General features: G+C 61.9%; 17 protein-coding genes. 11 read left to right on the top strand and 6 right to left on the bottom strand.

What is annotated here, in order from left to right; genetic code table 11:
- Window positions 1-19: 19 nt before the first annotated feature.
- The 7 genes from pepP to gcvH all read left to right on the top strand — a co-directional run bounded on the left by pepP (window position 20) and on the right by gcvH (window position 8,536).
- Window positions 20-1,354: a Xaa-Pro aminopeptidase gene (gene pepP, locus PFLQ2_RS26050; protein ID WP_003177367.1), complete on the top strand. Its 1,335-nt coding sequence runs from the start codon at window positions 20-22 to the stop codon at window positions 1,352-1,354.
- A complete protein-coding gene (ubiH, locus tag PFLQ2_RS26045; RefSeq protein WP_003177368.1) occupies window positions 1,351-2,538 on the top strand; it encodes a 2-octaprenyl-6-methoxyphenyl hydroxylase in 1,188 nt (395 codons plus the stop codon). The genes pepP and ubiH overlap by 4 nt, the downstream gene beginning before the upstream one ends.
- A gap of 73 nt (window positions 2,539-2,611) precedes the next feature.
- Window positions 2,612-3,829 (top strand): 2-octaprenyl-3-methyl-6-methoxy-1,4-benzoquinol hydroxylase, encoded by a 1,218-nt coding sequence (locus PFLQ2_RS26040; protein ID WP_192814255.1) that lies wholly within the window; start codon window positions 2,612-2,614, stop codon window positions 3,827-3,829.
- A gap of 138 nt (window positions 3,830-3,967) precedes the next feature.
- On the top strand, window positions 3,968-4,972 hold the full coding sequence (locus tag PFLQ2_RS26035) for an extracellular solute-binding protein (RefSeq protein ID WP_003177370.1): 1,005 nt from the start codon (window positions 3,968-3,970) through the stop codon (window positions 4,970-4,972).
- A gap of 219 nt (window positions 4,973-5,191) precedes the next feature.
- On the top strand, window positions 5,192-6,808 hold the full coding sequence (locus PFLQ2_RS26030) for an ABC transporter permease (RefSeq protein ID WP_003177371.1): 1,617 nt from the start codon (window positions 5,192-5,194) through the stop codon (window positions 6,806-6,808).
- Window positions 6,809-7,016: 208 nt separating this feature from the next.
- Complete coding sequence (gcvT, locus tag PFLQ2_RS26025; RefSeq protein WP_003177372.1) at window positions 7,017-8,099, top strand: glycine cleavage system aminomethyltransferase GcvT; 1,083 nt, start codon at window positions 7,017-7,019, stop codon at window positions 8,097-8,099.
- Between the two features lie 53 nt (window positions 8,100-8,152).
- The gene (gcvH, locus tag PFLQ2_RS26020; protein WP_003177373.1) at window positions 8,153-8,536 is read left to right on the top strand and encodes a glycine cleavage system protein GcvH; all 384 of its coding nucleotides are present in this window, start codon (window positions 8,153-8,155) and stop codon (window positions 8,534-8,536) included.
- A gap of 76 nt (window positions 8,537-8,612) precedes the next feature.
- Here the strand turns inward: gcvH and PFLQ2_RS26015 are convergent, their stop codons facing one another.
- The 5 genes from PFLQ2_RS26015 to PFLQ2_RS25995 all read right to left on the bottom strand — a co-directional run bounded on the left by PFLQ2_RS26015 (window position 8,613) and on the right by PFLQ2_RS25995 (window position 12,769).
- On the bottom strand, window positions 8,613-8,933 hold the full coding sequence (locus PFLQ2_RS26015; protein WP_172680574.1) for a DUF2388 domain-containing protein: 321 nt from the start codon (window positions 8,931-8,933) through the stop codon (window positions 8,613-8,615).
- Window positions 8,934-8,997: 64 nt separating this feature from the next.
- Window positions 8,998-9,447 (bottom strand): NfeD family protein, encoded by a 450-nt coding sequence (locus tag PFLQ2_RS26010; protein WP_003177375.1) that lies wholly within the window; start codon window positions 9,445-9,447, stop codon window positions 8,998-9,000.
- Between the two features lie 9 nt (window positions 9,448-9,456).
- Entirely contained in the window at window positions 9,457-10,377 is a 921-nt protein-coding gene (locus tag PFLQ2_RS26005; protein ID WP_003177376.1) for an SPFH domain-containing protein, read from the bottom strand.
- A 124-nt stretch (window positions 10,378-10,501) separates the two neighbouring features.
- On the bottom strand, window positions 10,502-12,286 hold the full coding sequence (locus PFLQ2_RS26000; protein ID WP_003177377.1) for a GspE/PulE family protein: 1,785 nt from the start codon (window positions 12,284-12,286) through the stop codon (window positions 10,502-10,504).
- A 144-nt stretch (window positions 12,287-12,430) separates the two neighbouring features.
- Window positions 12,431-12,769, bottom strand: coding sequence for a hypothetical protein (locus tag PFLQ2_RS25995; RefSeq protein ID WP_003177378.1), 339 nt, complete (start codon window positions 12,767-12,769; stop codon window positions 12,431-12,433).
- A gap of 126 nt (window positions 12,770-12,895) precedes the next feature.
- On the opposite strand from PFLQ2_RS25995, the gene PFLQ2_RS25990 reads away from it, so the two are divergent.
- Complete coding sequence (locus PFLQ2_RS25990; protein WP_003177379.1) at window positions 12,896-13,366, top strand: Lrp/AsnC family transcriptional regulator; 471 nt, start codon at window positions 12,896-12,898, stop codon at window positions 13,364-13,366.
- A gap of 152 nt (window positions 13,367-13,518) precedes the next feature.
- Here the strand turns inward: PFLQ2_RS25990 and PFLQ2_RS25985 are convergent, their stop codons facing one another.
- A complete protein-coding gene (locus PFLQ2_RS25985) occupies window positions 13,519-14,886 on the bottom strand; it encodes an inorganic triphosphatase (RefSeq protein ID WP_003177380.1) in 1,368 nt (455 codons plus the stop codon).
- Window positions 14,887-15,044: 158 nt separating this feature from the next.
- On the opposite strand from PFLQ2_RS25985, the gene argE reads away from it, so the two are divergent.
- The 3 genes from argE (at window position 15,045) to PFLQ2_RS25970 (ending at window position 19,458) form a co-directional block, all read left to right on the top strand.
- Window positions 15,045-16,202, top strand: coding sequence for an acetylornithine deacetylase (gene argE, locus PFLQ2_RS25980; RefSeq protein ID WP_003177381.1), 1,158 nt, complete (start codon window positions 15,045-15,047; stop codon window positions 16,200-16,202).
- Window positions 16,203-16,335: 133 nt separating this feature from the next.
- Window positions 16,336-17,634, top strand: a complete 1,299-nt coding sequence (gene argA, locus PFLQ2_RS25975; RefSeq protein WP_003177382.1) for an amino-acid N-acetyltransferase — start codon at window positions 16,336-16,338, stop codon at window positions 17,632-17,634.
- 477 nt (window positions 17,635-18,111) lie between these two features.
- Window positions 18,112-19,458 (top strand): OprD family porin, encoded by a 1,347-nt coding sequence (locus PFLQ2_RS25970; RefSeq protein WP_003177384.1) that lies wholly within the window; start codon window positions 18,112-18,114, stop codon window positions 19,456-19,458.
- The last annotated feature ends 93 nt before the right edge of the window (window positions 19,459-19,551 follow it).

The raw sequence follows: 19,551 nt of genomic DNA on the forward strand, positions 1-19,551 counted from the left end.
GAGGGAACCCCGTCTGCCCATGATTCATATCCCGAAATCGGAATACAGCCGTCGCCGCAAGGCCCTGATGGCGCAGATGGAACCCAACAGCATCGCAATCCTGCCCGCCGCCGCCGTTGCGATCCGCAACCGCGACGTCGAGCACGTCTACCGCCAGGACAGCGACTTCCAGTACCTCAGTGGCTTCCCCGAACCGCAAGCGGTGCTGGTACTGATGCCTGGCCGCGCCCACGGCGAGTACATCCTGTTCTGCCGCGAGCGCAACGCCGAGCGTGAACTCTGGGATGGCCTGCGGGCCGGCCAGGAAGGCGCGATCCGCGACTACGGCGCCGACGATGCATTCCCCATCACTGACATCGACGACATCCTGCCGGGCCTGATCGAAGGCCGCGACCGCGTGTATTCGGCCATGGGCAGCAACCCGGAATTCGACCGGCATCTGATGGAGTGGATCAATGTCATCCGCTCCAAGGCTCACCTCGGCGCCCAGCCGCCGAATGAATTCGTTGCCCTGGATCATCTGCTGCATGACATGCGCCTGTATAAATCGGCGGCGGAAGTGAAGGTGATGCGCGAAGCGGCGCGGATCTCTGCCCAGGCGCATATCCGCGCGATGCAGGCGGCGCGCCCGGGGTTGTTCGAATACAGCCTGGAGGCCGAGCTGGATTATGAGTTCCGCAAGGGCGGGGCGAAAATGCCGGCCTATGGCTCGATTGTCGCGGCGGGGCGCAACAGTTGCATCCTGCATTACCAGCAGAACGACGCGGTGCTCAAGGACGGCGACCTGGTGCTGATCGACGCTGGGTGTGAAATCGACTGCTATGCGAGCGATATCACCCGTACCTGGCCGGTCAGCGGCAAGTTTTCGCCGGAACAGAAAGCGATCTACGAAGTGGTGCTGGCGGCCCAGGAGGCGGCATTTGCCCAGATCGCGCCGGACAAGCATTGGAACCAGGCCCATGAAGCGACGGTCCGGGTCATTACCGAAGGGCTGGTGCGTCTCGGGTTGCTGGAAGGTAAGGTGGAGGAGTTGATTGCCAGCGAGGCCTACCGGGCGTTCTACATGCACCGCGCCGGGCATTGGCTGGGCATGGACGTGCATGATGTCGGCGAATACCGGGTCGGCGGCGAATGGCGGGTCTTGGAAATCGGCATGACACTCACTGTCGAGCCGGGGATCTACATCAGCCCGAACAACCGCAGCGTAGCGAAAAAATGGCGCGGCATTGGCGTGCGCATCGAGGATGACGTGGTAGTGACCAGAACCGGTTGTGAAATCCTGAGCCACGGCGTACCGAAGACGGTCGCCGACATCGAGGCCCTGATGGCCGCCGCACGGACTCAAGCGGCATGAGTCGGGTCAACCTGGCGATTATCGGCGGCGGCCTGGTCGGCGCGAGCCTGGCGCTGGCCCTGCAAGCCGGCGCCAAGGCCCGGGGCTGGACGATCACGCTGATCGAGCCCTTCGCCCCTGGCGACGCCTGGCAGCCGAGCTATGACGCGCGGTCCTCGGCGTTGTCCTACGGCGCCCGGCAGATTTACCAGCGCCTGGGTGTCTGGCAGGAAATTTCCCGGCGTGCCGAACCGATCAAGCAGATCCACGTGTCCGATCGCGGGCGGTTTTCCACTGCGCGCCTGTCGGCGATGGAAGAGGGTGTGCCGGCCCTGGGCTACGTGGTGGAGAACGCCTGGCTTGGCCATTGCCTGTGGCAGGGCCTGGACAAGGAAGTGGTCAGTTGGCGCTGCCCGGCGCAGGTCACTCGGATGGAGCCGCTGGTGGGCGGCTATCGCCTGACCCTCGACGATGAAACCACCTTGGAGTGCGACCTCGCCGTGCTGGCTGACGGCGGCCGCTCCGGCCTGCGCGAGCAGTTGGGCGTCGGCGTGCGCAATCGGCCTTATGACCAGAGCGCGTTGATCGCCAATCTCACCCCCAGCGAGGCCCACAATGGCGTGGCCTTCGAACGTTTCACCGACGACGGGCCGATGGCCTTGTTGCCGTTGCCGGACAATCGCTGTGCACTGGTCTGGACCCGCCAGGGCATGGATGCACAACGGCTGGCGGCCCTCGACGAGCGCAGCTTCCTCAGCGAGTTGCAGGGTGTATTCGGTTACCGCCTGGGCACGCTGAAGCAGGTGGGCGTGCGGCATCTTTATCCGTTGGCGCTGGTGGAGGCCGAAGAGCAGGTTCGTCCCCACTTGGCGATCCTTGGCAATGCCGCCCACAGCTTGCATCCGATTGCCGGACAGGGGTTCAACCTGTCCCTGCGTGACGCCCAGGCCCTGGCCGACGCGTTACTCGACAGCGACAGCGAGCCGGGCGACTTTGCCGTGTTACAGGCCTATCGCGAGCGCCAGCGGATGGACCAGGCCCTGACCGTAGGTTTTTCCGACCAGGTCACGCGCCTGTTCGGCAGCAGTCTGCCGCTGGTATCCCTGGGCCGCAACCTTGGCCTCTTGGGCCTCGACCTGCTGCCGCCGGCCAAGCGCTGGTTCGCCCGCCAGGCCATGGGCCTGGGGACGCGTCCGGATGTGTGAGTGCGGATGCGAAGTTGACCATTCTTTTCACGGGCGGCTCACGTCGCCAGCAAAACAGGCTTGAAGCATGGAATTGCGTGCAGATCTGCTGATTGTCGGCGCCGGTATGGTCGGCAGCGCCCTGGCGCTGGCGTTGCAAGGCAGCGGCTTGCAAGTGTTGCTGCTCGACGGCAGCCCGCTGAGCGTCAAACCCTTCGATTCCCAGGGCTCGTTCGAGCCTCGGGTCAGCGCCTTGTCAACGGCCAGCCAGCGAATCCTCGAGCGCCTGGGCGTCTGGGAGGGTATCACCGCCCGACGCGCCAGCCCTTACACCGATATGCACGTCTGGGACGGCAGCGGCACTGGGCAGATCCATTTTTCGGCCGCCAGCTTGCATGCCGAGGCGCTGGGGCACATCGTTGAAAACCGTGTCGTGCAGGATGCGTTGCTGGATCGATTGCATGACTGTGACCTCGGCCTGCTGGCCAATGCACGACTGGAGCAGATGCGCCGTTCCGGCGATGACTGGCTGCTGACCCTGGCCGATGGCCGCACGTTGCGGGCGCCTTTGGTCATCGCCGCCGACGGGGCGAATTCCGCCGTGCGCCGCCTGACGGGCGTCGCCACGCGGGAATGGGATTACCTGCACCATGCCATCGTTACCAGCGTGCGCTGCGCCCGACCGCATCGAATGACCGCATGGCAGCGCTTCACCGACAACGGCCCGCTGGCGTTCCTGCCACTGGAACGCGACGGCCAGCACGATTGGTGCTCGATCGTCTGGTCCATCACCCCAGGCGAGGCCCAGCGCCTGATGGCCCTCGATGACGCTGCGTTCTGCAATGAGTTGGAGCGGGCTTTCGAGGGCCAGCTCGGCCCTGTCTTGAGTGTCGACCCGCGCCTGTGCGTGCCGCTGCGCCAACGTCATGCCAAGCGCTACGTGGCCGAAGGGCTGGCGCTGATCGGCGATGCGGCGCACACGATTCATCCGCTGGCCGGGCAAGGGGTGAACCTCGGGTTCCTCGACGCCGCCGTGCTGGCCGAAGTGCTGTTGCAGGCAGCCGGACGGGGCGAGCGGTTGGCGGATGTGAAAGTGTTGAGCCGCTACGAGCGCCGACGCATGCCCCATAACCTGGCGTTGATGGCGGCGATGGAAGGTTTCGAGCGCTTGTTCCAGGCCGATCCGTTGCCGGTTCGCTGGCTGCGCAATACCGGCTTGAAACTGGTCGACCGCATGCCCGAGGCCAAGGCGCTGTTCGTGCGTGAGGCGCTGGGGCTGATCGGGGATTTGCCGGAGTTGGCCAAGGCCTGATTGGGGCTGATGAGGCAGGAGCGGCCATCCCAGTTCCTTGCGTGCAACATTTGGAAATGTGTCCGCCCACTGTTCGATTGAGATGCCAAATGTGAGTCCTTATCATTTGCGCATTCCACAAATCGAGAGACCCCTTCCATGTCGGCACCCAAGCGCCTGCTGTCCGCCCTCGTCTTGACCCTGATCGGCTCTACTGCTGTCCAGGCCGCCGATGAGGTGGTGGTCTACTCCTCCCGTATCGACGAGCTGATCAAGCCGGTCTTCGATGCCTACACCAAGAAGACCGGCGTGGCGGTGAAGTTCATCACCGACAAGGAAGCGCCGTTGATGCAACGTATCAAGGCCGAAGGTGAAAACGCCACGGCCGACCTGCTGCTCACCGTCGACGCCGGCAACCTCTGGCAGGCCGAGCAGATGGGCATCCTCCAGCCGTTCACCTCCCCGCTGATCGATGCCAACATCCCGGCTCAATACCGCGCCGCCTCCCACGCCTGGACCGGCTTGAGCCTGCGGGCACGGACCATTGCCTATTCCACCGACCGGGTGAAGCCGGGTGAACTGACCACTTATGAAGCATTGGCTGGCAAAGAGTGGGAAGGCCGCCTGTGCCTGCGGACCTCGAAGAAGGTCTATAACCAGTCCTTGACCGCTACCCTGATCGAAACCCACGGGGCGGAAAAAACCGAGGAAATCCTCAAGGGTTGGGTGCGCAACCTGTCCACCGACGTGTTCTCCGACGACACCGCGTTGCTGGAGGCCATCAATGCCGGGCAGTGCGACGTCGGCATCGTAAACACTTACTACTATGGCCGCCTGCACCAGCAGAAGCCGGACCTGAAGGTGAAACTGTTCTGGCCGAACCAGGCTGACCGCGGCGTGCACATCAACCTCTCGGGCATTGGCTTGACCAAGCATGCACCGCACCCGGACGCCGCGAAAAAATTGGTGGAGTGGATGACCACGCCGGAGGCGCAAAGCATCTTCGCCGATGTGAACCAGGAATTCCCGGCCAACCCGAAGGTCGAGCCGTCCAAGGAAGTGGCTGCCTGGGGCAAATTCAAGGCCGATACGCTGCCGGTGGAAGTCGCGGGTAAACGCCAGGCCGAAGCGATTCGCATGATGGATCGCGCTGGCTGGAACTGATCGGCCTGGGTGTGCGTCTGTGGCGAGGGAGCTTTCCCTCGCTGGAGGGCGAAGCCGTCCCGGAAGATCTGCCGGGATCTACCTGACGGGTCATGATTCAGAATCGGGGGGCTACTTCGTAGCCCAACGGGAGCAAGCTCCCTCGCCACATGGGTAATTGTCAGCAATGACAACTGCGCACCTGTAGCGTGGGCATCATCACTTGAACGAGCGTTCTCCTTGACCCACCCCGTCCAACGCCGCTGGTATCCCCTGGTCTTCGCCGTCGCGGCGCTGGTCCTGCTGCCCCTGAGTGTCCTGTTGTTATCCTGGCAGAGCATCGACGTGCAAATCTGGTCCCACTTGTGGGAAACCCAAATGCCACGTCTGCTGGGGAACACCCTCACGCTGATCCTGGGCGTGGGTGTCGGTGTGACAGTGCTAGGGGTCAGCCTGGCTTGGCTCACCAGCCTTTGCGAGTTCCCCGGTCGACGGTGGCTCGACTGGGCGTTGATGCTGCCTTTTGCGATACCCGCTTACGTATTGGCGTTTGTCTTCGTTGGCCTGCTGGATTTTGCCGGCCCGGTGCAAACGTTGCTGCGCGAATGGTTCGGCAGCGGCCTGCGCCTGCCCCGGGTCCGTTCCACCGGTGGCGTGATCCTGGTGCTGGTGCTGGTCTTTTACCCTTACGTCTACTTGCTGGCACGAAGCGCTTTCCTCGCCCAAGGCAAGGGGTTGATGGAAGCGGCCCGGGCGCTCGGGCAAACGCCTTGGCAGGCGTTCTGGCGAGTGGCGCTGCCGATGGCGCGGCCGGCCATCGGCGCGGGCGTGGCGCTGGCGCTGATGGAGACCCTGGCGGATTTCGGCGCGGTGTCGGTATTCAATTTCGATACCTTCACCACCGCCATCTATAAGACCTGGTACGGCTTCTTCAGCCTCTCCAGTGCCGCCCAACTGGCCAGCCTGTTGCTGCTGGCGGTGATGATTGTGCTTTACGGCGAGCGCCGGGCACGCGGCGCCCATCGGGCAGGCAACGAGCGGCCGCGGATCAAGGCGCTGTATGCGCTGCGCGGATTCAAGGCCGCAGCGGCCAGCGGCTGGTGCTTGCTGGTGTTCGCCTGTGCGTTTGTCATCCCGGTACTGCAACTGGTGGTGTGGTTCTGGCAGCGTGGTCGTTTCGACCTGGATGAGCGTTATGCCGGGCTGATCGTCCATACCCTCTACCTTGGTGCCCTGGCTGCGCTGATCACGGTCTGTGTCGCCTTGCTGCTGGCTTTTGCCCGGCGCCTGGCGCCGACCCGTTCCATTCGCGCGGGCGTCGGCCTGGCGAACCTGGGTTATGCATTGCCCGGCTCGGTGCTGGCGGTGTCGATCATGCTTGCGTTCAGCTATCTGGATCGCGAATGGGTCATCCCGCTGTCGACTTTGCTTGGCGGTGCCGGCAAACCACTGCTGCTGGGCAGCCTTTCGGCGCTATTGCTCGCCTATCTGGTGCGCTTCCTGGCCGTGGCCTACGGGCCGCTGGAAAGCAGCCTGGCGCGCATTCGCCCCTCGCTGCCAGAAGCCGCACGCAGCCTGGGGATCAGCGGGCCGCAGCTGTTTTTCAGGGTGTATTTGCCATTATTGTTGCCCGGCACCTTGAGCGCGGCGTTGCTGGTGTTCGTCGATGTGCTCAAGGAAATGCCGGCAACGCTGCTGATGCGCCCGTTCGGCTGGGATACGCTGGCAGTGCGGGTATTTGAAATGACCAGCGAAGGGGAGTGGGCCCGGGCCGCACTGCCAGCGTTGACCCTGGTACTGGTGGGCTTGCTGCCGGTCATCGGATTGATACGACGTTCGGCCCATCGAAACAGCTAGAGGAGGTTCTTAATGAGTATCCCCTGCGGCGACCAAATTAATTGCACGCGCCCGTAGGTGCCAGTCCTACATCATGCGGCTACAATGCGCGGCATTCGGTGCGGTCCGTCCGTCGGGCCGGGTGACTGAGAATGGCGCAAGATGCTTATTCCAAGGCATTGCGCTGAGTCCCTGTCCGCACCTTCGCCAAGCCCGGAAGGAGAAACCCATGGGACAGCGTACGCCTCTGTATGACCTTCATCTCGCCCTCGGCGCGAAGATGGTCGATTTTGGCGGTTGGGATATGCCCTTGCATTACGGCTCGCAGGTCGAAGAGCACCATCAGGTGCGTCGCGACTGCGGTGTGTTCGATGTATCCCACATGACCGTGATCGACGTTGCGGGGCCCCAGGCCAAGGTCTGGCTGCAGCGTTTGCTGGCCAACGACGTCGAGCGTTTGCAGGACACTGGACGTGCCTTGTACAGCACGATGCTCAATGAGCGGGGTGGCATCGTCGACGATATGATCATTTATCGGGTCGAGAGCGGCTATCGGCTGGTCTTCAACGCGTCGACCCGTGACCAGGACCTGGCCTGGATGCAGGCGCAGCTTGGTGCCTACGACGTGCAACTGCATGAGCGCGCCGAGTTGGCGATGCTGGCAATCCAAGGGCCCCAGGCCCGGCAGAAAATCGCCGAATTGGTCTCGCAGCCGCGCGGCCAGTTGATCCAGCAACTCAAGCCTTTCGAAGGCCGCGCCGACGGCGAGTGGTTCATCGCCCGTACCGGCTATACAGGCGAAGACGGCCTGGAAATTGTCCTGCCTGCCCATGAAGCGCCGAGTTTTTTCAACGACCTGGTAGGCGCGGGCATTTCGCCCATTGGCTTGGGCGCCCGCGACACCTTGCGCCTGGAGGCTGGCATGAACCTTTATGGCCAGGACATCCACCAGGACGTTTCGCCGTTGGCCTCGAACATGGCCTGGAGTATCGCCTGGGAACCGGCGAGTCGTCAGTTCATCGGACGCAGCGCGTTGGAAGCGGAGCTTGCCGGCGGTGTGCAGCACAAACTGGTCGGACTGGTATTGGAAGAACGGGGCGTTTTGCGCGCCCATCAGGTGGTTCGCATCGCCAATGTTGGCGAAGGGGAGATCACCAGTGGTAGTTTTTCTCCTACGCTTAGCAAGTCGATTGCCCTGGCACGTGTTCCGATGGCTACCGCCGATCGTGCCGAGGTGGAAATTCGTGGCAAATGGTATCCGGTACGGGTGGTCAAGCCGACCTTCGTCCGCCATGGCAAAACCTTGATCTAACCTTTTTGCGGCGGGCCGCTGGCCGCTGACACTTTATCTTGAGGACACAGAATATGAGTGATATCCCTGCCGAACTGCGTTTTGCCGAAAGCCATGAGTGGGCAAAGCAAGAGGGCGATCTGATCGTTGTAGGCATTTCCGACCACGCGCAGGAAGCGCTGGGTGACGTGGTTTTTGTCGAACTGCCGGAGATTGGCAAGGTGTTTGCGGCAGGTGACGCTGCGGGCGTGGTGGAATCGGTGAAGGCAGCCTCGGATATCTACTCGCCGGTGGCGGGTGAAGTGGTTGAAGTCAACGAAGCCCTGAGCGGTGAGCCTGAGGCGTTGAACAATGCGCCCTACACGTCTTGGATCTTCAAGGTGAAACCCTCCAATGCCGGGGCTGATCTGGACAAGCTGCTCGACGCGGCAGGCTACAAGGCTGCTATCGGCGAATAGCCGGCGAACCTGTGGGGGATCTTAAGCAGGCAAAAAAATGCCGCTCAATCGAGCGGCATTTTTCATGGTCTGGGAATCAGTCCTGGGCGACGGCGTTTTTCGCCAGGATGGCGTTGGCCAACTCCATGTCGGTGGCCTGCAGGCCCGGGTTGTCGGCACGGACTTTCTGCATCGCAGCTTCCAGGTAGGGGCCACGAATGCTGCCATCGCTGGCGACGAAGCTGCCGGCATCGTCCTGGGCGGCAACGATCAGCTTGTGATCCTTGAAGGTCAGGTAGGTAGAACCGGTGGTCGCACCGGATGAGATGACGTTACGCCAAAACGTGTCAGCCATTGCCGAGCCAACAGGAAGAGACAGCAAGGCTAGGGTAGCGACAGCAAGTTTGAGACGCATGATAGGTGACTCCACTGGGTTAACTATAGGTTTTGAGCGCCGGCACCCAGTTCAGTTCCGTGACCCTTCAGTCATACCGCTCCACCTGCAGGATCGCTCCATCCTGTGCCACTACCCTGACGCGAACGCCAACGGGTGATTCCGGACCCTTGACCAGCCATACCCCGTCGGCCACCTTGATTTTTCCCCGCCCGTCGACAATCGCTTCGTGCACCTGGAAGGTTTTGCCGATCAGCTCCTGGCCCCGAAGGTTCAGGTGCGGCTGATCGCTTTCGCGAACTGCGCTGCGCTGGCGACGCCACCAATACAATGCTGTCGCGATGGCGAACAGGCCGAACAGCAGGAACTGCAGCTCCCAGGAAAGCTGCGGGACGACGAAGAGCAAGGCGGCGACCGCTGCTGCGGCCATGCCGATCCAGAGCAAATATCCACCGGCACCGAACACCTCCAGGATCAACAGGATGACGCCCAGTGCCAGCCAGTCCCAATACGACAGGTTTTGCAGAAAAGCCCACATGTGCGTGCCTCAGATCTTCTTGGTGTCAAAAGTGGCCTTGACGATCTCGCCGATGCCACCGACCGCACCGATCACCTGGCTGGCCTCCAACGGCATCAGGATTACCTTGCTGTTATTGGCCGAAGCCAGGCGGCCGAGGGCGTCGATGTATTTCTGGGCGACGAAATAATTGACCGCCTGAACGTTGCCGTCGGCAATCGCCTGGGACACCACCTGGGTGGCCAGGGCTTCGGCTTGTGCCTGGCGCTCGCGGGCCTCGGACTCGAGGAACGCGGCCTGACGGCTGCCCTCCGCTTCGAGGATCTGTGCCTGTTTTTTGCCTTCGGCGGTCAGAATCGCCGAGGCGCGCAGGCCTTCGGCTTCCAGGATCTGGGCACGCTTGATTCGTTCGGCCTTCATCTGTCCCGACATGGCCGCCATCAGGTCCGCCGGCGGGCTGATGTCCTTGATCTCGATCCGGGTGATCTTGATACCCCAAGGCGCCGTAGCTTCGTCCACCGTGCGCAGCAGCTTTTCATTGATGCCGTCACGCTGGCTCAACATCGCGTCCAGCTCCATGGAGCCGAGCACGGTGCGGATATTGGTTTGCAGCAGGTTCCGGATGGCATGTTCGAGGTTGTTGACCTCGTAGGCGGCCTGGGCCGTGTTGACCACTTGGAAAAAGCACACCGCGTCGATCTGCACCGTGGCGTTGTCTGCGGTGATGACTTCCTGGGGTGGGATGTCCAGTACGCTTTCCATGACGTTTATCTTGCGGCCGATACGGTCCATGACGGGGATGATGATGTTCAGGCCGGGCTTGAGCGTGTTGGTGTAGCGCCCGAATCGTTCGACCGTCCATTGGTAACCCTGGGGGACGACTTTGAAGCCCATGAACAGGACGGCCAACACCAGCCCTATGAAAAGTAGAAGTACGCTGCCGATCTGCATGACGGTTCCTTGTTCCAATGAGATGACTCGGGAAACCTCAGTGTAGGGCACCCGGCCACTATCCTCGTCACGGAACCGTCTGGTTTGTGCGTGGGAGGTTTCGTCTCCCAGGCGCCGCCATGGGCTATTTCTGTTCGCTTTGAGGTGTCACGCGCAACACTTCCTCCACCGTTGTCAGCCCGGCGGCGACTTTCTGCGCGCCGGACAGCCGCAGGCTGCGCATGCCCTCCTTGAACGCCTGGCGGCGCACCGCCAACAGATCGGTGTCCGGGTGGATCAAGGCCTTGACGCTGTCGCCCAGTTGCATGATTTCGTAGACGCCGGCGCGGCCGCGATAACCGGTATCACGGCACTCCGAACAACCGACGGCCCGTTGAGCGTTGCTTGGCAATGGCGCCTGCCACGGCCGTGTGAGGGTTTGCCAATCATCCTCGTCAAGGGTCAGGGGCGCCTTGCAATGCGGGCACAGCGTGCGGACCAGGCGCTGGGCCATGACCCCCAGCACGGTGGCCTTGATCAGATAATGAGGCACGCCTAGTTCCAGCAGGCGACTGATCGCACTCGGCGCATCGTTGGTGTGCAGGGTCGAAAGGACCAAGTGTCCGGTGAGCGCGGCCTGGATCGCCATTTCGGCGGTTTCCAGGTCGCGGATCTCACCGATCATGATGATGTCCGGGTCTTGTCGCATCAGCGCTCGCACCCCGGCGGCGAAGGTCAGGTCGATGTTGTGCTGGACCTGCATCTGGTTGAAGGATGCCTCGACCATCTCGATCGGGTCCTCGATGGTGCAGAGGTTCACCTCCGGCGTCGCCAGTTTCTTGAGGGTGGTGTAGAGGGTGGTGGTCTTGCCCGAACCAGTAGGGCCGGTCACCAGGATGATGCCGTTGGGCTGGCGGGTCATGTCCTGCCAGCGGCGCAGGTCGTCGGCAGAGAAGCCAAGCTGGTCGAAATCCTTGAGCAGCACTTCCGGGTCGAAGATCCGCATGACCATTTTTTCGCCGAACGCCGTCGGCAAGGTCGACAGGCGCAATTCCACCTCGCCGCCGTCCGGGGTCTTGGTCTTGACCCGGCCGTCCTGGGGTTTGCGTTTTTCCGCGACGTTCATCCGCCCCAGGCTCTTGAGCCGGCTGATGATGGCCATGGTTACCTGCGGTGGGAACTGATAGACGGTGTGCAGCACCCCGTCGATGCGAAACCGCACGGTGCCCTGTTCGCGGCGCGGTTCGATGTGGATATCGCTGGCCCGCTGCTGGAATGCGTACTGGAACAGCCAATCGACGATGTTGACGATGTGCGCGTCGTTGGCGTCCGGCTCCTGGTCGCTGGCGCCCAGGTTGAGCAACTGCTCGAAATTGCTCAGGTTGCTGGGCTGCTGGTCGACCGTCGTGGCGCCGCTGACCGACTTGGCCAGGCGATAGAACTCCACGCTCAGGCGTTGGATGTCCACCGGATTGGCCACCACCCGCTTGACCGGCAGCTTGAGCACGTGGGTCAGGTCGGCTTCCCAACTGCTGACGTAGGGTTGGGCGCTGGCCACGGTCACGGCGTCGCGATCAACGGCCACCGCGAGAATCTTGTGGCGCTGGGCAAAGGCATAGGACATGAGGGGCGTCACGGCCGCCACGTTGATTTTCAGCGGGTCGATGCGCATGTAGGGCTGGCCGGCCTGCTGGGACAGCCACAGCGTCAGGTTTTCCAGGTCCAGGCGCTTGCCAGGGCGGCTGAGGTCGTCCAGGTGCTGGTTGGCAATGAACTCCAGCGGGTGTTGTTCGCTCTTGGCGTTGTGGCGCCGACGGGCATTGAGGGCGGTTTCGGCTGAATCCTGACTGATCAGGCCTTGGGCGACCAATTGGCGCAGCAGATCGTTGAGGTCCAGCCAGCGGTCCTGAGTGGCGTGTTTGGTGGACATGCGGGTTCCTATTGGACAATTGCAGCAAAGCCGCGATACAGACGCCTCGGCGTCTTCGCTCGGTCTGCAAAAGAATAGTCCCGACCCGATAGACCGTTGGGCCACTACCCGACCAATGCGTTACGAATTCTTGCTCCTCACCCCTCAGCCCGCCGCCTGGATCGCCCCAACCCGCGCAATATCAGCGTCTTGCAGATCTACCGAGTACACGCTGATCAGGTTACGTAATTTTTCCGCAATCACCTGGGCGCGATGCCAGCTCAGCCCGTCCATGACGATGTCCATCGACAGCAGGTCGCCTTGGCGCTCGACGCGCACCTGACTCGGCGTCAGGCCTTGCAAGGCAAACAGGTTCAATGCCCGGCACAGGAGGTCTGGCTCGGCTTCAGCCTGCACTTGGTACTGCACGCTGCGATGAGCATTGGTCGCATTCCATACGTCGGCGCGAGTCGGGGCAGTGGCAACGGCTTCAAGTGGGGGCATGTACGGTCTCCTTGGGCGTGGGAGAAATATTTACATGCGTCGACGGATATTTCTTATCTAAGATGAGCGTCCTTGGCGATATTTCGAATCGTTTAATTCGTCACATCATTCATTTTGGGTTTATTTATGCAAAGCGATCTGGATAGCTACGACCGCAGGATTCTGGCGCTGCTGCAAGAGGACGCTTCGCTGTCCAGCGCGCAGATTGCCGAGCAGGTGGGCTTGTCCCAATCGCCATGCTGGCGTCGGATCCAGCGGATGAAGGAGGAAGGGATCATTCGCGGCCAGGTGACGCTGCTCGATCGCAAGAAGATCGGCCTCAACACGCAGATCTTCGCCGAAGTAAAACTCAATGCCCATGGGCGTTCGAACTTCACCGAATTCACCGAGGCGATTCGCGGCTTTCCCGAAGTACTGGAGTGTTACGTGCTGATGGGGTCGGTGGATTTCCTGCTGCGCATCGTCACGGCGGACATCGAGGCCTATGAGCGATTCTTCTTCGAAAAGCTGTCGATGGTGCCGGGGATCCAGGAAGTGAACTCGATCGTGGCGCTGTCGGAGATCAAGTCCACGACGAGCTTGCCGGTGCTGCGATAGTTTGATCTGAGATGAAAGTGGCGGCCCCTTCGCGAGCAAGCCCGCTCCCACACTGGATCTGCGCCGTACACGCTTTTTGTGTTCACTGGAGATCCAATGTGGGAGCGGGCTTGCTCGCGAAGGCGATATGAAAGGCGCCGCAGATATCTAGGTTACAGGCGCAACAAAGTCTTCCAGGCCCGATTTTGATACACCGCAATCGCCTGCTGCTTGCGCGCATCCAGTGCTTCGTCGGTGATCGGCTCATTGGCCAGTTGTGCCAGTTTGTTCAGCTCGCCGTAGAGGCGATCCATTTCCGGGATTTCCAGCACATGGCGGGCGTGGTGCAGCCAGGCCCGGATACGCTCGATGCGTGGCAGTTGTTCGGCGAGGTCTTCTGGCTGCTGTTGGTAGCGTTGCAGTTGCAGGGACGAGGATTCTTCGCCCAGCAGGCGCGGCAGCCAGCTGCCCAGTTGCGCTGCGCCCTGGCGGTTGCCACGGGTGTTGCGCTCGGCGGCCCAGGTGCGGGCCAGCAGCCAGCGCGAGGTGGTGAGGGAGAACAGGCCCCAGCGCGGATCCTGCAGCTCTTCCAGGAACTGTTCCGGTGCGGCTTTGCGCACGTCTTCGTCATCCAGGCCGGCTTGGACCAACGGGCGCCAGTCTTCCAGCAGTGCGTCCAGCGCCACGCGCAAGTCGTGGGTCGATTGGCGCGGTGCGGCCTGGCCAAGGCTGCTGAGCAGGGCCCGCAGTTCGACAAGGATTTCCACCCAGTCCTGCAACAGGCGCCAGTGACCATTAAAGCGATATTGCTCGGCCAAGCGCTGGCTGCTGCCCAGCAAATGCCAGCTCAGCGCGGCGAAGGCGTCATCCAGCGGCGTTTCGGCGGTCAGTTGCGGTGCCGGCAGGCTCAGCGCATAGCTGCCCGCGTCGTGCAGGCGATAGCCACGTTCGGCCTTGCTGATGTCGCAGGGCATCAAGGGCAGCGTCGCGGCCAACTCGGCGGCCAGTTCCAGCAGGGCGGCGGGCTCGCCTTCGCGCAGCTCCAACTCCAGCTCGCAGATTTCTTCCTTCTGCTTGCCGACCACCACATGGCCCAGGTCCAGCGCGGCTTCGATGACCACCTTGCTCTTGCCACGGCCCCAAGCGATTTCCGCGCGTTCGCGGACGAAATCCGTGGTGAAAATGGCCTTGAGGGTCTTCTTGTCCAGTTCGGCCAAGGCCTCGGGCCAGCATTCGCCGTCGAGTTTTTTCAGGTCAAGCTTGGCCTTGGGCAGGTGCCAATCGTATTCGTTGCGCTCGGACAGGCCGGCGATGCTCTGACCTCGGGTCTTGAGGGTCTGGATCACCTCTTCGCCGTCGCGACGCAAGCGCAAGGCGACCTTGGCCTGGGCCAGGTCGCGCTCCGGCGTGTCGAAGTACTGGTTCATCAGCTCATGGCGTTCCCAGCCACTTTTGTTGCGTTTTTTCAGCAGCGGGTGCTCGCGCAGGGCTGCCAGGGTCTCGCGGCTGACGCGGAGTTTGATTTCGGTTTCTTTCTGCATGGCCGGAAAATCCAGGGATCGGGTGCGCAGCCGGGGAAAGGTGTGGCTGCCAAGGCCGTGCAGTGTACAGGACTCGGTCGTCCTACGCGCCGCGGCGGTTTCTTCCTGGCGCCGGATGGTTCTATGATGAACGCCAATTTGTAAGCCCGGAGCCAGCGATGCCTTTGCCATCCATGAAAGATCAGTTCGCTGCCCTGATCGCCGCGCCTTCGGTCAGTTGTACCCAGCCTGGCTTGGACCAGTCCAACAGCGCCGTGATCGAACTGTTGGCGGGCTGGCTCGGCGACCTTGGGTTTACCTGCGATATCCAGCCAGTCAGCCCCGGCAAGTTCAACCTGCTGGCCAGCTTCGGCAGTGGCCCAGGGGGCCTGGTGCTGGCCGGCCACAGCGACACGGTGCCATACGACGGTGCGTTGTGGCAGACCGATCCGCTGAAGCTTACGGAGGTCGATGGCCGCTGGGTGGGCCTGGGCAGCTGCGACATGAAGGGTTTTTTCGCCCTGGCCATCGAAGCGGTCAAGCCGCTGCTGGACCAGCCGTTCCATCAGCCCCTGCTGATTCTTGCTACTTGCGATGAAGAAAGCTCCATGGCCGGCGCCCGGGCCCTGGCCGATGCCGGGCGTCCACTGGGGCGGGCGGCCATCATCGGCGAGCCGACCGGCCTGCGGCCGATTCGCCTGCACAAGGGCGTGATGATGGAGCGCATCGACATCCTCGGGCGCAGCGGCCATTCCTCGGATCCGAGCCTGGGCCACAGCGCCCTGGAAGCCATGCACGACGCCATGGGCGAACTGCGTGGCCTGCGCCTGCAATGGCAGCGCGAATTCCGTAACCCGCAGTTCACGGTGCCGCAACCGACCCTGAACTTTGGTTGCATTCACGGCGGCGACAATCCCAACCGGATCTGTGGCCAGTGCTCCATGGAATTCGACCTGCGGCCCTTGCCGGGCATGGACCCGCAAGTGCTGCGGGCGGCGATCCAGCAGAAGCTCGACCCCATCGCCGAGCGACACAAGGTCAAGATCGACTATGCGCCGCTGTTCCCCGAGGTGCCGCCGTTCGAGCAGGTCGAGGACTGCGAACTGGTGCGCGTGGCCGAACGGCTCACCGGCTACCGTGCCGAAGCAGTGGCGTTTGGCACCGAAGCGCCTTATCTTCAGCGCCTTGGCTGCGAAACCCTGGTACTCGGCCCTGGCGATATTGCCTGTGCCCACCAGCCGGGCGAGTACCTCGAAATGTCACGTTTGCAACCTACCGTACAGCTGTTGCGGCAGTTGATTGGTCATTACTGCCTGACGCCGGCCACTGCCGGCTAAATTGCCCCCGTCCGGGCCCGTATTCATGAGGAGAGCGCGCGTGTCGCCAAGCCTGTTCCGACGATAACCATCAGCCCGCTGTGCGTTCTGTCTTCGTCTTTTTTCGGCTGTTAATTATTACAGGCCCAGGTTCATGCCCGAATACGTCAATTGGCTTCGTCACGCTTCGCCCTATATCAATGCCCACCGCGATTGCACTTTCATCGTCATGCTGCCCGGCGACGGGGTGGAGCACCCGAATTTCGGCAACATCGTCCATGACCTGGTGTTGCTGCACAGCCTCGGCGTGCGCCTGGTGCTGGTCCATGGCTCGCGCCCGCAGATCGAGACCCGCCTCGCGGCACGTGGCCTGACGCCCCATTACCACCACGGCATGCGCATTACCGATGCCGCGACCCTGGAGTGCGTGATCGACGCTGTCGGCCAGTTGCGCATCGCCATCGAGGCGCGCCTGTCCATGGACATGGCGTCCTCGCCCATGCAGGGCTCGCGTCTGCGGGTCGCCAGCGGCAACCTGGTCACTGCCCGGCCCATCGGCGTGCTGGAAGGGGTGGATTACCACCACACCGGCGAAGTACGGCGGGTCGACCGCAAGGGCATCAACCGCTTGCTGGACGAGCGCTCCATCGTGCTGCTGTCGCCGCTGGGCTATTCGCCCACGGGGGAGATTTTCAACCTTGCCTGTGAGGACGTTGCCACCCGCGCTGCCATCGACCTGGCAGCCGACAAGCTGTTGCTGTTCGGCACCGAACAAGGGTTGATCGGCGAGGATGGCAGGCTGGTGCGTGAGTTGCGTCCGCAACAGGTCCCGGCCCATATAAAGCGCCTGGGCAGCGACTATCAGGCCGAATTGCTGGATGCGGCGGCCCAGGCATGCCGTGGCGGTGTGGCTCGCAGCCATATCGTCAGCTACGTCGAGGATGGTGCGCTGCTGGCCGAGCTGTTCACCCGGGACGGTAGCGGTACGCTGGTGGCCCAGGAACAATTCGAGGTGGTGCGCGAAGCGGCCATCGAAGACGTCGGCGGCTTGCTGGACCTGATCAGCCCGCTGGAAGAGCAGGGGATCCTGGTGCGTCGCTCCCGCGAAGTACTGGAGCGCGAGATCGAGCAGTTCAGCGTGGTCGAGCGCGAAGGCATGATCATCGCTTGTGCGGCGCTGTACCAGATCGCCGATTCGGACGCCGGGGAGCTGGCCTGCCTGGCGGTGAACCCGGAGTACCGCCACGGTGGCCGGGGCGATGAGTTGCTGGAGCGAATCGAGACCCGCGCCCGCGCCAAGGGGCTCAAGACCTTGTTCGTGCTCACCACCCGTACCGCCCACTGGTTCCGCGAGCGGGGCTTTGAACCCAGCAGCGTCGACCGGCTGCCGGCGGCGCGGGCGTCGCTCTATAACTACCAGCGCAATTCGAAAATTTTCGAAAAAGCCCTTTAGCAGCGGCTGTGTAGAACTGTCGCAGGCCGCCTCTTGTTGATTTCAGACAATGATTTGTCTGACGCAAAGCCATCAAGATCGCGGCCTGGGGGGACGGTGCTGTGCGCAGAGATACGGCGATTGAAGGGCGGCGGGACAGGCCCGGGCGCTCGGCATATCGCCCTGGCAGAGGTTCTCCGACAAACAGCCATTCAGTAATCTGCCGCCAGGCCGATACGCCGGGTCACGGTTGACGAAGCTCGAATGGCGTCTATATTTCCAAACGGGCTGAAAACTGGTGAAACAATTCTTTTTAGATTTATAGAGAATCCATTATTCTGCGGGCCGGTGTAGTGGGGGTTAGACCATAGTCGTAGTCATAAATGGTTACGATTGACTTGTCGGTCACGGTCTGGCGCTAATCGCGCATCCGCGGATTCCGGGCATTCGATCCGGAGCCAAAGAAACACAAGAATTAGAAAACGAGAGGAGCGAAGCATGAACAAGTCCACCTTGGCCCTGGCCGTGGCCGTTGGGGTTTTGGCGCAGCAGGCAGGCGCCGCCGGTTTTATCGAAGACAGCAAGGCTACCTTGGGTCTGCGTAACTTCTACATCAACACGGATAACCGTGATTCTGCGGCCACCGTTAATAAAAACGAAGAGTGGGGCCAAGGGTTTGACCTGCGCTTCACTTCCGGCTACACCCAGGGCACCGTCGGCTTCGGTATCGATGCCATCGGCCTGCTGGGTATCAAGCTGGATTCAGGTGGCGGCACCAATGGCGCCTCCAACAATAGCTACGGCGGCACTGTGTTCCCGAGCAAGTCTAACGGCGAGGCGGTGGATAACTTCTCTAGCCTGGGCCTGACTGCCAAAGCCAAGATCTCCCAGACCGAGCTGAAGCTGGGCACCCTGCAGCCGAAACTGCCGGTCATCGTAACCAACGATGGTCGCCTGCTGCCGCAAACCTTCCAAGGCGGCCAAGTCACCTCGAACGAAATCAAGGACCTGACGCTGATCGGCGGCCAGATCGAGCACGCCAAAGGCCGTAACTCCAGCAACAACGAGGAGTTGTCCATTGCCGGTGCGAACGGTCGTACCGCAAGCGGTCGCGACAGCAACAAGTTCATCTACGGTGGTGGTGACTATAAAATCACCAAAGACCTGACCGCCCAGTACTACTACGGCAACCTGGAAGACTTCTACAAGCAACACTTCCTGGGTCTGGTGCACAACTGGGCCATCGGCCCGGGCGTACTGAAGTCTGACCTGCGTTATTTCAACAGCCGCAGCGACGGCGCCAATGGCAATGACTCCACCTACTACACCACCGGTAATTACAACGGTGTTGCCAGTGGTAAAGGCGAAGTCGATAACAACCTGTACAGTGGATTGTTTCTGTATACCGTTGCAGGTCACACTTTCGGTGGCGGTTATCAAGTCAGCAATGGCAGCAGTGACTTCCCTTGGTTGAACCAAGGTGATGGCTCGTCGGCTTACCTGACCACTGACATGCAGATCGCCAAGTTTGCACGCGCAGGCGAACGTACCTGGCAAGCGCGTTACTCTTACGACTTCGCCAAAGTCGGGGTGCCCGGCTTGACCGCGGGTATGATTTATCTGCGTGGCAATAACATTGATACCGTCGGTTCTAATGGTAATGAAAATGGTTCTGGCCGTTCCGAGTGGGAACGTGACATCACCGTCGGCTACGTCGTACCGGAAGGTCCGCTGAAGAACGTTGGCGTGATGTGGAAAAACGCTACCTGGCGCAACGACGTCCCAGGTCAGCGTGACCAGGACGAAAACCGCCTGATCGTCAGCTACTCGCTGCCACTGCTGTAAGCAGCGCGTTCGCCTGATAAAAAAGCCCCGCCCGGCATCGCGCCGGTCGGGGCTTTTGCGTTTTCTGAAGAGGGTTCTCTTAGCGCTCCCGCC

This window comes from Pseudomonas fluorescens Q2-87, assembly GCF_000281895.1.
Classification (GTDB): domain Bacteria; phylum Pseudomonadota; class Gammaproteobacteria; order Pseudomonadales; family Pseudomonadaceae; genus Aquipseudomonas; species Aquipseudomonas fluorescens_S.

Coding starts and splice junctions, on each gene's coding strand:
- pepP (WP_003177367.1), top strand. CDS start 20: ATGATTCATATCCCGAAATCGGAATACAGCCGTCGCCGCAAGGCCCTG.
- ubiH (WP_003177368.1), top strand. CDS start 1,351: ATGAGTCGGGTCAACCTGGCGATTATCGGCGGCGGCCTGGTCGGCGCG.
- PFLQ2_RS26035 (WP_003177370.1), top strand. CDS start 3,968: ATGTCGGCACCCAAGCGCCTGCTGTCCGCCCTCGTCTTGACCCTGATC.
- gcvT (WP_003177372.1), top strand. CDS start 7,017: ATGGGACAGCGTACGCCTCTGTATGACCTTCATCTCGCCCTCGGCGCG.
- gcvH (WP_003177373.1), top strand. CDS start 8,153: ATGAGTGATATCCCTGCCGAACTGCGTTTTGCCGAAAGCCATGAGTGG.
- PFLQ2_RS26010 (WP_003177375.1), bottom strand. CDS start 9,447: ATGTGGGCTTTTCTGCAAAACCTGTCGTATTGGGACTGGCTGGCACTG.
- PFLQ2_RS26005 (WP_003177376.1), bottom strand. CDS start 10,377: ATGCAGATCGGCAGCGTACTTCTACTTTTCATAGGGCTGGTGTTGGCC.
- PFLQ2_RS26000 (WP_003177377.1), bottom strand. CDS start 12,286: ATGTCCACCAAACACGCCACTCAGGACCGCTGGCTGGACCTCAACGAT.
- PFLQ2_RS25995 (WP_003177378.1), bottom strand. CDS start 12,769: ATGCCCCCACTTGAAGCCGTTGCCACTGCCCCGACTCGCGCCGACGTA.
- PFLQ2_RS25990 (WP_003177379.1), top strand. CDS start 12,896: ATGCAAAGCGATCTGGATAGCTACGACCGCAGGATTCTGGCGCTGCTG.
- PFLQ2_RS25985 (WP_003177380.1), bottom strand. CDS start 14,886: ATGCAGAAAGAAACCGAAATCAAACTCCGCGTCAGCCGCGAGACCCTG.
- argE (WP_003177381.1), top strand. CDS start 15,045: ATGCCTTTGCCATCCATGAAAGATCAGTTCGCTGCCCTGATCGCCGCG.
- argA (WP_003177382.1), top strand. CDS start 16,336: ATGCCCGAATACGTCAATTGGCTTCGTCACGCTTCGCCCTATATCAAT.
- PFLQ2_RS25970 (WP_003177384.1), top strand. CDS start 18,112: ATGAACAAGTCCACCTTGGCCCTGGCCGTGGCCGTTGGGGTTTTGGCG.